We start from the raw sequence: 13,937 nt of genomic DNA on the forward strand, positions 1-13,937 counted from the left end.
GATGCTGAATTTTGACCATTTTGTTCATACATTTCCTCCCATACTAAAAATCCTTGAAAACCCGTATATGGTATTTTACGGTTTTTCAAGGATTCAGGGAAGGCACGGGTGGTTTACCGGTTACAAACCACCCGTGCCTTTACAAACAAAGAACAAAAGAAAACGAGGAACCTCTTGCGAGAATTCCTCGTTCTTTGTTTTCTGTATTTCAACCAGGCCAGCATCGCTGCTGGCAAGGCTATTTCATCTCGGCAATCCGCTTTTTGCATTCTTCCGGAAGCTTCTCCGACCATGGAAGCAGGTCCTCCAGGAAATCCAGATTCGTATCATCCATGTGTTTCGGAATCTCGGTCAGCAGATATGGGATGGTTGTGTCCGCCCCCCCCCTCTCAGTTAATCATCGATACCGTATTTGTTTTCCAGTGCGTCTTCTGCCAATTCCAGCTTATCTTCCAGTTTTTCAATCGCACGTTCTCTCGCTTTGTATGTCTCGAAGCTAATCTCTTTCATCTGGTACGCATACTCAAATTCATCGTCAAGCTTATCCAGTTCGTCATCAACTGCGTCTATCTGTTTTTTTAAAGTGAAGAAACGTTTGTGATTCTCAGATGAATTTGAAGATGTTTTTGCGTTGTTTACTTTCTTTGTTATTTTACGGATATCTTTTTCATAAGAAGAGAAATCATAATCCGCTGCATTCGCATTCTCTGCTGTGCTTTCTTTATTATTGACGTTACCCTCATCATCATCGGTGTTTGCTGTTGTAACTTCCTGTGTTTTCGTTTCTGTATTATCTGCAGATTCATTAGTGGATGAGGTGCATCCTGTAACGGCAAATATAAATGTGAGGGATAACAAAACTACTAATAATCTTTTCATAACATGTACTCCTTTCGTCTTTCTTTGAGGTGTTTTTGTTGTTATATGCATTATATGATGGAAAGATTAAAGAATGATTAAAGCAAAAAAATTTTTCAAAAAAATGTAAAAAAAAGTACTCTAGCACCTGAAAACGATTGGTATTATAATGATTGCGTTATGAGATTACTGATTGTAGAAGACGAAAATGATTTAAGAAATATTGTCAAAAAAAGACTCGTCAAGGAACATTACAGTGTAGATGCCTGCAGGGATGGTCTGGAAGCGATGGATTATATCGATATGACTTCCTACGATGGGATTATTCTTGATGTCATGTTGCCGGGAAAGGATGGATATGAAATCTTAAGGGAATTAAGGCAACGAGAAGATGACACACCGATTCTGTTACTGACAGCAAAAGACAGCATTGAAGACCGCGTCAAAGGACTAGATCTTGGTGCGGATGATTACCTGATCAAACCGTTTGCATTTGAAGAACTGCTTGCAAGAATCCGTGTCATGATGCGCAGAAAGCCACAATTTACATCCAACCAATTAAAAATAGCAGATCTTATTCTGGATCGTGACACAAGAAAGGTTACAAGAGCCGGAAATGAAATTGATCTTTCTGCGAAAGAATTTATGGTTTTGGAATGCCTTATGCGCAATAAAAATATCGTAATGACAAGACAGCAGATTGAACAGAATGCGTGGGACTTTGATTTTGAAGGTGGTTCCAATGTAATCGACGTATACATTCGCTATTTGCGAAAAAAAATCGATGCGCAATATGAACCAAAACTCATCCACACTGTTCGCGGTGTCGGATATGTAATGAAGGAAAACGAATGAAACAGATGACGATCAAGAAAAAAATTACGCTATGGTACACCGGAATCATCGCCGTAATTTTAGGGACTATTTTAGTTCTTGTTCTTCTTTTTGTGGATAAAGTTGGAATTTCTGCGACAGAAGAAGAAGTCAGTGCCGCAGTGACCGGTTTCTCTTCAAATATTAATTTTCAGGATGATTCCTTTTATCTTGACGGGGATACCGAGTTTTACGATGACGGTATTATGTTCTGCATTTACGACAAAAATGGACGATTAGTTTATGGGACGATTCCAAGTCAATTTCCCCCGAAAACGATCCTCAAGTCGAATACCCCGCGAATGATAAACGGACCAAATCGAAAATGGATGGTATATGACAGCGTTTACGCTTACGGCGACAATGAGGAACTGTGGGTACGCGGAATTACCTCCGTACACTCTGTAGAACTTTTCATGCAGACATCCGAGAAAATGCTGTTAATCGTATTTCCGTTACTCATTGTTCTGATTGGGGCAATCGGATATTTTATGATTAAGCGGGCATTGAGACAGGTAGACCTTATCTGCGATGAAGTTGAAAATATCAGCAATGGAAAAGATCTTTCCAAACGATTGTCTCTTCCAAAAGCAAAAGATGAATTATACGAATTGTCGGAGAAATTTAACGAAATGTTCGAGCGATTGGAGCGTTCCTTTGAAAAGGAGCGTCAATTCACATCAGATGTGTCCCATGAACTGCGGACTCCCGTTGCTGTTATCATTTCCCAGTGCGAGTACTTATTGGAAAACGAAAACTTAGCTGCGGAAGAAAAGGAAGAGATTGCAGTCATCTTAAAGCAGGCAAAACGAATGTCAAAACTGACAAGCGAAATGTTAATGATTGCCAGAAACGAACAGGATGAACAGCATTTGATGGAAAAACTGGATTTTGGATTATTAAGTGAACTTGTAATAGAAGAACTGCAGACAAAAGCTCGGGAAAAAAATATTGAGATCAGCCTCCAAAAGCAGGACGACCTGTTTATGAACGGTGACCAGACATTGCTTTTGCGTATGATGATGAATTTAATAAACAATGCCATCAATTACGGAAAAACAAATGGACATATCAGTGTTATCTTGAAGGCCGAAAATGACCGGATCGTCGGTGAAGTGAAAGATGATGGCATTGGAATAAGTGAGGAACACTTGGATAAAATCTGGGAGCGTTTCTATCGCATAGACAAAAGCCGTTCCAGAGAAAATGGCGGTACCGGACTCGGCCTTTCCATGGTGCGCTGGATTGTAAGCCTCCACAATGGAACCATTCACGTCGAAAGTATCGAAGGTGTCGGAACGAGTTTTATTTTCCGATTTCCGAAAATACAAGGCTGCGGTAATCTTAAAAGAATTCAGAAACAGAAAGAAGATTTCAATGGATAAAACAGAATTGTTCGAGAAAATGCCGGTACGAATTGCGGTAAGAAAGCAAATTGTACCGGCAATCATAAGCCAAATGGTAACACTCATATACAATTTGGCAGACACGTATTTCGTAGGGCTTTTGAACGATCCGGCACAGACGGCGGCGGTAGCGGTGGCAGCCCCTATTTTTTTGATGCTCACGGCAATCTCGAATCTTTTCGGCGTGGGCGGTGCAAGTACCTTTGCACAGGCGCTGGGCAGAAAAGAGAATAGAACGGCATCGCAGATATCGTCCATCGCATTCTGGTTCGGTCTGCTGGCATCGGTTCTGTTTGCGTTTTTCGTACTTATTTTTATGAGACCGATTCTGATGGTCTGCGGAGCAACAACCGAAATATATGAATTGGTGCGCAGTTACGTGATGTGGACGGTCATCATCGGCGGGCCGGGGACGGTTCTGAACATCCTGCTGGCGAATCTGATCCGCGGAGAGGGCAGTGCGGGAATTGCCTCCTTCGGAGTATCCGCCGGAGGATTCTTGAACATCCTGCTGGATCCGTTTTTCGTCCTTCCGCAGTTTCTGAACATGGGGGCTGCCGGAGCCGGACTTGCAACCGCGATTTCAAACCTTGCCATAACCCTGTTTTTTCTTGGTTATGTTTTTAGCAGTAAAAACAAGACGCTACTGTCCGTTTCTCCGTCGCATTTGAGATATACGCGGGAACGTATCGGACTGATCCTCTCCATCGGTTTTCCGTCTGCGGTGCAGTATGCGCTGACAGTGGTTGCGGTTGCAGCGATTACAAAGTTTGTGTCCGGCTATGACACGGCGGCGGTGGCGGGTTTCGGCATCACAAAGAAAATCGATCAGCTGCCGCTGTATTTTTCCATCGGTGTAGCAAACGGCCTGCTGGCCGCTGTGTATTTCTATACGAGGATTATTGGATTCCGGCGTTCATGCTGATTCGGTTAGTTCAGGATTTTTCCGTCAATGCTTATGGTGACAACCTGCCACGGAATGAATTTTCCACTGTTTTGAAGCGCTCTTTTTACGGCCGTCTCAAGACCGCCGCAGCATGGAACTTCCATTCTGACGATGGTGACGCTTTGAATGTTGTTGCTTTGAATAATCGCCGTCAGCTTCTCGCTATAGTCCACCTGATCTAACTTCGGACAGCCGATTAATGTCACTCTGTTCCGGATAAAATCCCGATAGAAGCTTGCATGCGCGTAAGCCGTGCAATCGGCGGCAATCAGAAGGTTAGCGCCGTCGAAATACGGTGCGTTAACCGGTGCCAGCTTAATCTGTACCGGCCAGTTCGGACGCTTTGGCATCTGAGCGGCTTTCACTGCTTCTTCGTCGTATTCCGGTGCTTCCCGCTCTTCAAAGGAAATGGCGCCGGTAGGACATTCCGGGAGGCAATCCCCCAGACCGTCGCAGAAATGCTCTCGTACCAGTTTGGCTTTTCCGTCAATCATATCAATGGCACCCTCGTGACAGGCGACAGCACAAGCGCCACAGCCGTTGCATTTTTCTTTATCAATTCGAATAATCTTTCGTATCATTTTTAGTACCTCCGTTCATCGCATTTCATGTTTATTTCTGTTAGGATTATAGTATTATAGATATAACTTGTATGTTTGATTTCCAACAGGAGGAATACTTTTTTGGAGAAATACTTACCGATTCTAAGAGTCAGTCCTTTCTTTAAAGGGCTTTCAGATAGCGAGATTTTGTCCGTACTTCACTGCGTCAATGCCGCAACGATTTCCAAGAAACGGAATTCCTATATTCTCAGAGCGGGAGATTCTACGGAAGTGATGGGACTTGTGGTGTCCGGCAGCGTTCTGGTGATTCAGGAAGATCTGTGGGGTCATCGGAATATTCTGTCTAAATGTTGTGCCGGAGATTTTTTTGCTGAACTCTATGCTGCAAGCCCGGGGTCGATACTGAATATCAGCGTGATTGCGGATGAGGATTGCGAGATTCTTTATTTGAATGTGCAGCGGCTCATGGTTTCCTGTCCGGCGGCCTGCGAACATCATCAGAAATTAATCCGAAATCTGGTTCGCGTACTGGCAAATAAACTGCTGGTTTTCAACGATAAAATCACGCATGTGGGCAAACGCACGACTCGGGATAAGCTTCTGTCGTATCTGTCCGCAGAGTCCGTTCGGCAGTCATCTTTGAGCTTCGATATTCCTTTTAATCGGCAGCAGCTGGCGGATTACCTTTGCATCGATCGTGCGGCAATGTCCGCGGAATTATCAAAGCTGCAAAAGGAAGGTCTGATAAAAACAAACCGAAATCACTTTGAGTTGACCGTATGCAATCAATAAGAATTGAAAGGTCTACTCTGCATTTTTAAGGGCTTCATCCATTGGAATCCGGCGGATTCTGCGGTATTCCAGAAGGGATACAACCGCATATGTGCCGATTCCGATGAGGAACATTTTCAGGTCGATCTTCGGGTCGATCCACAGAGCAATCCAGCCGGAAACGCTGGACAGCATCATCTTCCGGAACACCACACCCATAATCGCTTTCTCAATCGGCAAGCTCAGCAGGAGGCAGATTATAACCACAATCGTTGTGGACCAAATGTACAATTTGCCGATTTCACCGTTTGCATAAAGGCTATAGCTTCCGTAATACATGGAAGCACATACATTTTTCATTACCGTGTATCCCAGAATATTACCGACAATTGCGCCAATCAGGGTGACGATAATCGGAAGTGCCATGTATTGTCGGATGAGTTCTTTTTTGACCCGGAAATTCCCGTCTTCAATATTGTACTTCTCAAAACCCTCATTGTAGGCCTGAAGCATACTGACGTCTGCCACGAGAAATCCGGACACAACCCGATGGTGCTGATCATTAAAATCAAGACCACCAGATATTTTCCGAATCCCCTTTATCTCTAAAAACATCGCACTGCTCCTCCCCGGCGAGTTAAATTTATCAAACTCTCTTTATAATAAATATTAGACTTTACTAACCAGAATGCCAATGCGTTTTTAGCTGTAAAAGAATATTTTTTTGTACACAAATTCCGGCGTTTCGGAGTTTTTCGCTATGCAATACGTTTTGCAAAACAAAAGGAATCGTGGTATAAATGTCTAACAAAAGTTAGTCTTTCCTAATCACATTAACGCACGATGCGGTTAGAGCATCTAACATTAATTCTGTGTTAGGAGAAAAAGATTATGGATTTGAAGAAAATTGGTATATTTGCCGGTGGGGTGTTGTTCGGAACGGCCGGAATCAAGGCACTGAGCAGCAAGGATGCGAAAAAAGCATACACACAGACCACAGCGGCTGCATTGAGAGTAAAGGACAGCGTGATGAATACGGTAACCGCTGTGCGGGAGAATGCAGATGATATCTATGCCGGCGCTCAGGCGATTAATGAACAGCGTGCCGGGGAAGAATGCTCCGAAAAAGCGGAGGGAAGCGAGGCGGAGTAACGCATGAAATGTACGATTTTACATGATTTGCCCGGGCGGCTTCGAGTCCATCTGTGCTGCAGCCGACAACTTCGGCCTTTCCAACTCTTGCAGGCAGACGGCATTTTCACTCACATGATGCAGCTCAAGAAAGAGAGTCAAAATTGGACGTTTCGACGGGCGTGAAACTCTTTTTACAAAAAAGACAATAATTGACAGGAATCTCTTGACTCGTAAGCAACTTTTGGGTTTACAGTATACTCAGATTAGAGGATAATGCTTATGAGAATGGGTACAGGGATTTTTCGGATGAGGATGTGAAGATAATTAACCGGATTAAGACGCTTCGAATGCTTGACGTTCCGATTCCGGAGATAAAAAAACTCTTTGATGGAGATGTTCAGTTAGAAGCGGTTTTGGAGGAACGCCTGAGTGAGATGAACCTTCAGGCGAAGGTATTGGATAACCGGATGGAGTCTTGCCGGAGAATTATAAAAGAAGGTATGGAGCTTGTTGACATTTCACCGGAGGTTCTTTCGGGAAATCGAGAGGAATGGTCGGAAAAGCTGCGGCATATCGTCGATGAGGATATTGATAAACGCTTTATTCTAAAAGGCGTTGCTTTTACCACAGCGTTTGCCGTTTGTGTTAAATTTACGGTGGTGGTGCTAACCATGGGTGGGTTCTCGCAGCAAGACACAGTGTTCTGTTTTTTTGGCGGAATGCTGGCGATTTTATGCGGATTTGTGTATATTTTTGCGGAAGCCTTGACCAAGCAGGATTTCTTGTATGCGTGGGGCAAGAACTGGGGAGGGTCCGGAATGGGCGGACTGGCCAATTCGTATTCGATTCTCGGCATCGGGGTTGGTTTGGCCGGAACCACGTGGCCGCTCTGGGGCGGCCTGCTGATTGCGTGCATTGCCCTTTCTGCAATTATCCGAATGGTGCTGATGCATGTAATAAAAGAAGCAGAGCGTCAGAAATGAAAGCACGACAAATGAATATGATGAGAAGGAGGCGACCGGGTCAATGTCATTAAGTTAAGATGACAGAAATAAGAGTTCTATATCATAAGTGATGTAGGGCTCTTTTTTTCGTAGAATGAGGAATAATGTTACAAAACGCATCGAATAACATCGGAAAAATGTTGCATGTTCTGCCGTGAAATGAAGAATAATGTTACAAAATACATTGAAAAGTGTCGGAAAAATGTTACAATTCTAGTATTGGGAGGTCTGTGAGATGCTAGAAAGGAACATTACGGAGAAATTAATCTCGTGGAAAAATCAAAAAAATAAGAAAGCACTTTGCATTATTGGTGCGAGGCAGATTGGAAAGACGACGACAATTCGAGAGTTTGCGAAGGAACAATATGAATATTTTGTCGAAATTAACTTTATACTGGATAAAGGCGCGGAGAAGATTTTTGAAGGAAAACTGGATGCAGATACGATCATTGAGAATCTCACGGCATTTAAGCTGCAGGAATTAAAGCCGGGAAAGACACTGATTTTCCTGGATGAGATTCAGGAATGTCCGAATGCGAGATGCGCCATTAAATTTCTTGTGGAAGATGGCAGATTTGATTATATAGAATCCGGGTCGCTGTTGGGAGTTCGGTACAAAGAAGTACCATCATATGCCGTGGGATTTGAAGAAATCGTATATATGTATCCGATGAACCTTAAGGAATACTTTATTGCGAATGGCGTGCAGAAATCGACGTTCGAGATATTACAAACATGCTATGAAAAGCACGAACCGGTTCCACAGACGATACATGAAACATTGTTGAAGTTGTTTGCGACCTATATCGTTGTAGGAGGGATGCCGGACGTTGTGCAGACCTATGTGAACTCACATGACATCGGAAAAGTAATTCAGCTCCAGAGAAGCATTTTAGAATTATACAGACAAGATATCTCCAAGTACTCATCTGATACAGAAAAGATAAAAATTAAAGCTATTTTTGATAGCATTGCTTCACAATTAGACGATAAGAACAGGAGATTTTTTCTGAGTCGGATTGATAAAAATGCAAGAATGAATCGGTATGAGGATTCAATCCTATGGCTGAGTGATGCAGGTGTTGCACTTCCATCCTATAATGTGACAGAACCTCAACCTCCACTGCAGCTTAATGTAAAGAGAAATTTGTTCAAATTGTTTATGGGAGATACAGGTCTTCTGTGTGCTTCTTGTATGGAGAACATACAGTTTGAATTATTGCAGGGAAACATGGACGTGAATATGGGAAGTATTCTGGAAAATGTATTCGCACAGATGATAAAGGCGAATGGATTCTCTCTGACATATTTTGAATCAAAGAAGTATGGAGAATTGGATTTTGTGATTCAGAATGGGATGAAAATCGATCTTCTTGAAATTAAATCCGGAAATGATTATCAACGGCACTTGGCACTGGATAAAGTTGCTGCTGTAGGGAATTGGAATTTTGGTAGAAAGATTGTATTTTGCAAAGGAAATGTAACGAAAGAATCAGGGATTGAATATTTCCCATGGTATATGAGTATGTTTTATCAGCCGGAGAAAGAGCCGAAGAAGTATATATACGAGGTTGATTTATCCGGATTACAACAATAGAAATAAAGAGGTCTGCAATGGAAAAAATTATTGTATCGGAACTTACATCTTTTATAGCGCACGCCCCCACGGCATTTCATGCGGTGGCGGAATTAAAGAATCTCCTGAATCGAGACGGGTTCGAAGAACTGCATGAATCCGAGCGGTGGGAGATTGAACCCGGAAAAAAATATTACGTCACAAGAAATAATTCCAGCATCATCGCGGTCAAGGCCGGAACCGACCTGGATGATTACAGCTTTCATGTGACCGCATCTCACAGCGATTCTCCCTCTTTTAAGCTGAAAGAAAATGCGGAAATAGAAATCGCAAAAAGATACACGATGCTGAACACCGAAGGATATGGCGGAATGATTTGTTCCACCTGGTTTGATCGGCCCCTTTCCCTTGCGGGAAAAGTAATGGTAAAAAACGGAAATCGGTTAGAGACTCACTTGGTGAAAGTGGATCGAGATCTTTTGATGATTCCAAGCCTGGCCATTCATATGGATCGAAAAATCAATGAAGGCCGGCCTCTCAACAAGCAGGTGGACATGCTGCCCATATTATCCGGCAGCGTGAAGGGACCGGGTGCCGTTAAAAAACTGATTGCGGAAGAGCTGGGCGTATCGGAAGAGAACATCTACGGGATGGATTTGTTTTTATACAACCGAATGGAAGCGGTACGATGGGGCCATGACGATGAATTCATCGGATGCCCGAGACTGGATGACTTGCAATGTGCTTTTACCTCTATGAAGGGATTCCTGACGGCAGAGAACAATCGGAATATCAATGTCTATGCCTGCTTCGACAACGAAGAGGTGGGATCGGGCACAAAACAGGGAGCAGCGTCCACGTTCCTTTATGATGTTCTGTGGCGGATGAACAAAGCGCTGGGCAAGGACGAAGAAGAATTCCGCCGTGCCGTGGCGAGCAGCTTTATGCTGAGCTGCGATAACGCCCACGCGGTACATCCGAATTATCGGCAGAAGAGCGATGAAACGAACTGCGTCTACATGAACGAGGGCATCGTGATCAAATCCCACGCCGGGCAAAAATACACCAGCGATGCGGTCAGCGTGGCGATTTTCAAGATGATTTGCGAAAAAGCAGAGGTGCCGGTGCAGTTTTTCTCCAATCGGTCGGACGAAGCGGGTGGCAGCACTCTGGGTAACATTGCCATGTCCCAGGTGTCCATGAATACCGTGGATATCGGATTGCCGCAGCTTGCCATGCATTCGGCGTACGAGACGGCGGGGGTAAAGGATATGGAGTATATGGTAAAAGCAGTGACGGAATTCTACGCATCGGATATCCGGACGGATTCCGACGGAAATTTTCGGATTTAGCGGCGGATTGATTTTCTTGTTTACAACGAACAAACGTATAAGGTATACTTATTTTGTTATGTTCATTGATTTATTAAGAGATGAGCTTGCATATTCTATGTACAATTTAATGGAGGCTTAGATGAAAGCAGAAAGACGTGTAGGTACGGTTTCCCGTGGAATCCGGTGTCCGATTTTCCGTGAAGGAGATAATCTGGCAGAGCAGGTTGTGGAAAGTGTTCTGGAGGCAGCGGAATCCGATGGGTTCGAGATTCTGGACAGAGATGTAATCGGTATTACCGAGTCTGTGGTTGCCAGATGTCAGGGAAACTATGCTAGTGTGAACGACATTGCAGAGGATGTAAAGAACAAGCTGGGTGGAGAGACCATCGGAATCGTATGGCCGATTCTTTCCAGAAACAGATTCTCCATCTGCCTGAAGGGCATGGCAATGGGCGCCAAGAAGGTTGTTGTAATGCTCAGCTATCCGTCCGATGAAGTGGGCAATGCACTGCTTACCATCGATCAGGTGGTGGATGCGGGAATCAATCCGTATTCCGATGTGCTGGATGAGAAGAAATACAGAGAACTGTTCGGCGTGAACAAGCATCAGTTCACAGGCGTGGATTATGTGGAGTTCTACAGTGAAATTATTCGGGAAGCCGGTGCTGAGGCGGAGATTGTTTTCTCCAACAAGCCGGAGACGATTCTCGAGTACACGAACAATGTCATCAATTGCGACATTCATACCCGATTCAGAACCAGAAATAAGCTGAAGGATCTGGGCGCAAATGTTTACGGCATGGATGAGATTCTGAATGCACCGGTAAACGGAAGCGGCTTCAACGAAGAGTACGGCCTTCTGGGAACCAACAAATCCACCGACGACCGCGTAAAGCTCTTCCCGAGAGATTGTCAGCCTTTTGTGGATGAGGTTCAGGCCATCATGAAGAAGAAAACCGGAAAGCAGGTGGAAGTTCTGGTATACGGAGATGGCGCTTTCAAAGATCCGGTGGGCAAAATCTGGGAACTGGCGGATCCGGTGGTTTCGCCGGCATATACGGAAGGCCTGAACGGAACACCGAATGAACTGAAGCTGAAGTATCTGGCCGATAACGAATATTCGGATCTTACCGGAGATGAGCTGAAAGAAGCGATTAAGCAGGCCATCAGCGATAAGCCGGAGGAGAGCCTTGTGGGAAACATGGCATCGGAAGGCACCACGCCGAGAAGACTCACCGATCTGATCGGTTCGCTTTGCGACTTGACATCGGGATCCGGAGATAAGGGAACACCGGTAATTCACATTCAGGGATACTTTGATAATTACACCACCGGAATGTAAAGGAAAAAGAGCGGAACGGAGGTCTGGAGGATGAGTAACAGGCGAACCTTCTTTTATTATGTGATCCCCTCCGTGTTGTCCTTCGCACTCTCCGGAATTTACGCCATTGTGGACGGTTTTTTTGTGGGCAATTCCATCGGGGATGCGGGGCTTTCCGCAATCAATATCGCGTATCCGATTACTGCGGTGCTGGTTGCCACCGGAACCGGAATCGGCATGGGCGGTGCTGTCAAATACTCCATACTGAACGCCGGCGGGCACGAAGAAAGGGCGCGGGATTACGCCGCCGAGGCGATATGGATGATGCTGTTGTTCAGCGTGCTCCTTACCGGATCTTTCTACGTGTTGTCGGAACGGCTTCTTTCCGCGCTGGGGGCATACGGCGAGCTGCTGGTCCTGGGAAAAGAGTACACGACGGTAATCATCCTGGGAACCGTGCTGCAGGTATTCGGCACCGGAATGGTTCCTTTTATGAGAAATTACGGAGGCGCGATGTGGGCCATGATCGCTATGATGTGCGGTTTTGCCACCAATGTGATATTGGATTACATCCTCGTATGGGTGCTGAACCGGGGAATGACCGGTGCGGCCCTTGCGACGGTGATGGGACAGGGAGTCACCATGGCGGTGGCGCTGGTTTATTGTGCTGCCAAAAAGAAATTGTTTTTGAAGATGACTTCCGGCGATATGGGGGTACGGGCGCTGCAAATCGTGAAAATCGGTCTGGCGCCCTTCGGATTGACTCTCGCTCCGGAAATTTCCCTTGTGATTATCAATCGCTTTTCCGCTTCCTACGGTGGACAGCGGGCAATCGCAACTTATGCCTGCATTTCCTATGTCATCTGCATTATCTATCTTCTCTTGCAGGGCGTAGGCGACGGTAGCCAGCCCCTTATGAGCCGGTTCTACGGAGCAGGACAGGGAAAAAATCTGAAGGAAATCAAGAAGCTGGCATACAAATCATCGATGGCCATCGCAGTAATCGGCGGGATTCTGATGTATCTGCTTCGAGGTCAAATCGGTGTGCTGTTCGGTTCATCGCCGGAAGTCAATGGGGAAATCATAATGGTCATGCCGATTTTTCTGCTTTCCCTCCCGGCGGATGCCATTACAAGAGTGACATCGGCAGCCTTCTACGCAACGGAGAAAAGCGTGTGGTCCTATGTGCTGATTCTGTCGGAGCCGGTGTTTACGCTGGTGTTGGTGCTGATTCTGCCGCCGCTGTTCGGAGGTCAGATCATGATCTGGTGGAGCTCCGTTGCGGCAAAAATCGTTACGGCAGTGGTGGGCATTGCGCTGTCTGTTTTTATAAGAACGCAGAAAGAACAAGAACCGAAATTGTTGAAAGAGGTGTATTGAGGAGGCAGACGATGGGACTTAGCGGAATGAAATTCGAATATATTGGATATGGCTCGGAGCATCGGATATTGCTGCTGCATGTCAAAAATGAAGAGTTCTGTTTGGAGTGCATGAAGGGCGATGAAATATACGAGATAGACGTGACGAAGAACGTCGATGGTTTTTGCCAGAGCCTGCAGGAAATACATATTGATAAATGGAACTGCAGGCACTTCGAAGGCTTTGTAAGTCTTTTTCCGGGTTTTTCGTGGAATTTAAGTGTTACAACAAGCGAGATTCACGTTGCGTGTGATGGGAGAGATATTTTTCCTCCGAACTGGAGTGAATTCTGCGATTTGCTCCATCGGCTCGGATTGTCGGAGTTAAAAGATTCTTTTTTCTGAGGTGTGAAGTTGGATGTGTTGTTTCGGCATATCCAACTTCATTTTTTACTTTAGGATGATTTAATTAGAATGAAGTACGATATATCTATTAGAATTGTGAAGTTGGTGTGAAGTGTTATGCATTTCCGGCGATTTACGCCTATTTGGCACAACATTCTGATGGAAGGGTGCTGCTTTTGTCGATACTTAGAATGACTGATTTGTATAAACACTCTTTAAATTAGAATTGCTTCAAATTCTTTGCTTAAAGCCTTCAAGCTGGGTGAATTGAAAAAGTAAGTTCCAGTTCAGCCAAAAAACTTTCCGCTTTGCAAAAGTAAATTCTGGTAGGGGGCTAAAATTAGAGTAAAAAGCGAAAATACCGTACAAATATGGCGAATACGGAAGG

General features: G+C 44.8%; 14 protein-coding genes. 11 read left to right on the top strand and 3 right to left on the bottom strand.

The window, feature by feature from the left end:
• Positions 1-393: 393 nt before the first annotated feature.
• The gene (locus FYJ65_RS09105; protein WP_154555013.1) at positions 394-879 is read right to left on the bottom strand and encodes an entericidin EcnA/B family protein; all 486 of its coding nucleotides are present in this window, start codon (positions 877-879) and stop codon (positions 394-396) included.
• A 159-nt stretch (positions 880-1,038) separates the two neighbouring features.
• On the opposite strand from FYJ65_RS09105, the gene FYJ65_RS09110 reads away from it, so the two are divergent.
• The 3 genes from FYJ65_RS09110 to FYJ65_RS09120 are packed head-to-tail and all read left to right on the top strand — an operon-like array spanning position 1,039 to position 4,062.
• The gene (locus tag FYJ65_RS09110; RefSeq protein WP_154555014.1) at positions 1,039-1,713 is read left to right on the top strand and encodes a response regulator transcription factor; all 675 of its coding nucleotides are present in this window, start codon (positions 1,039-1,041) and stop codon (positions 1,711-1,713) included.
• The gene (locus FYJ65_RS09115) at positions 1,710-3,116 is read left to right on the top strand and encodes a sensor histidine kinase (protein ID WP_154555015.1); all 1,407 of its coding nucleotides are present in this window, start codon (positions 1,710-1,712) and stop codon (positions 3,114-3,116) included. The genes FYJ65_RS09110 and FYJ65_RS09115 overlap by 4 nt, the downstream gene beginning before the upstream one ends.
• A complete protein-coding gene (locus FYJ65_RS09120) occupies positions 3,109-4,062 on the top strand; it encodes an MATE family efflux transporter (RefSeq protein WP_154555016.1) in 954 nt (317 codons plus the stop codon). Before FYJ65_RS09115 ends, FYJ65_RS09120 begins: the two co-directional genes overlap by 8 nt.
• A gap of 5 nt (positions 4,063-4,067) precedes the next feature.
• Here FYJ65_RS09120 and FYJ65_RS09125 read toward each other — a convergent pair whose 3' ends face one another.
• A complete protein-coding gene (locus tag FYJ65_RS09125) occupies positions 4,068-4,664 on the bottom strand; it encodes an ATP-binding protein (protein ID WP_154555017.1) in 597 nt (198 codons plus the stop codon).
• A 102-nt stretch (positions 4,665-4,766) separates the two neighbouring features.
• Between FYJ65_RS09125 and FYJ65_RS09130 the strand changes: the two genes are divergently transcribed.
• Complete coding sequence (locus FYJ65_RS09130; RefSeq protein ID WP_154555018.1) at positions 4,767-5,438, top strand: Crp/Fnr family transcriptional regulator; 672 nt, start codon at positions 4,767-4,769, stop codon at positions 5,436-5,438.
• Positions 5,439-5,450: 12 nt separating this feature from the next.
• On the opposite strand, the gene FYJ65_RS09135 is transcribed toward FYJ65_RS09130, so the two are convergent.
• A complete protein-coding gene (locus FYJ65_RS09135; RefSeq protein ID WP_154555019.1) occupies positions 5,451-6,032 on the bottom strand; it encodes a hypothetical protein in 582 nt (193 codons plus the stop codon).
• Between the two features lie 276 nt (positions 6,033-6,308).
• Here FYJ65_RS09135 and FYJ65_RS09140 point away from each other — a divergent pair, with 276 nt between their 5' ends.
• The 7 genes from FYJ65_RS09140 (at position 6,309) to FYJ65_RS09170 (ending at position 13,549) form a co-directional block, all read left to right on the top strand.
• Positions 6,309-6,569 carry a DUF6110 family protein gene (locus tag FYJ65_RS09140; protein WP_154555020.1) on the top strand — a complete coding sequence of 87 codons (261 nt, stop codon included), beginning with the start codon at positions 6,309-6,311 and terminating at the stop codon, positions 6,567-6,569.
• A 236-nt stretch (positions 6,570-6,805) separates the two neighbouring features.
• On the top strand, positions 6,806-7,534 hold the full coding sequence (locus tag FYJ65_RS09145) for a helix-turn-helix domain-containing protein (protein ID WP_328603048.1): 729 nt from the start codon (positions 6,806-6,808) through the stop codon (positions 7,532-7,534).
• 256 nt (positions 7,535-7,790) lie between these two features.
• Positions 7,791-9,152 carry an ATP-binding protein gene (locus FYJ65_RS09150; protein WP_154555022.1) on the top strand — a complete coding sequence of 454 codons (1,362 nt, stop codon included), beginning with the start codon at positions 7,791-7,793 and terminating at the stop codon, positions 9,150-9,152.
• A gap of 17 nt (positions 9,153-9,169) precedes the next feature.
• Positions 9,170-10,483 carry a M18 family aminopeptidase gene (locus FYJ65_RS09155; RefSeq protein ID WP_154555023.1) on the top strand — a complete coding sequence of 438 codons (1,314 nt, stop codon included), beginning with the start codon at positions 9,170-9,172 and terminating at the stop codon, positions 10,481-10,483.
• A gap of 121 nt (positions 10,484-10,604) precedes the next feature.
• Positions 10,605-11,807 (top strand): coenzyme F420-0:L-glutamate ligase, encoded by a 1,203-nt coding sequence (locus FYJ65_RS09160; protein WP_154555024.1) that lies wholly within the window; start codon positions 10,605-10,607, stop codon positions 11,805-11,807.
• 30 nt (positions 11,808-11,837) lie between these two features.
• A complete protein-coding gene (locus FYJ65_RS09165) occupies positions 11,838-13,166 on the top strand; it encodes an MATE family efflux transporter (RefSeq protein ID WP_154555025.1) in 1,329 nt (442 codons plus the stop codon).
• 11 nt (positions 13,167-13,177) lie between these two features.
• Positions 13,178-13,549, top strand: coding sequence for a hypothetical protein (locus tag FYJ65_RS09170; protein ID WP_154555026.1), 372 nt, complete (start codon positions 13,178-13,180; stop codon positions 13,547-13,549).
• Positions 13,550-13,937: the final 388 nt, after the last annotated feature.

The organism is Mogibacterium kristiansenii (genome assembly GCF_009695905.1).
GTDB lineage: Bacteria > Bacillota > Clostridia > Peptostreptococcales > Anaerovoracaceae > Mogibacterium_A > Mogibacterium_A kristiansenii.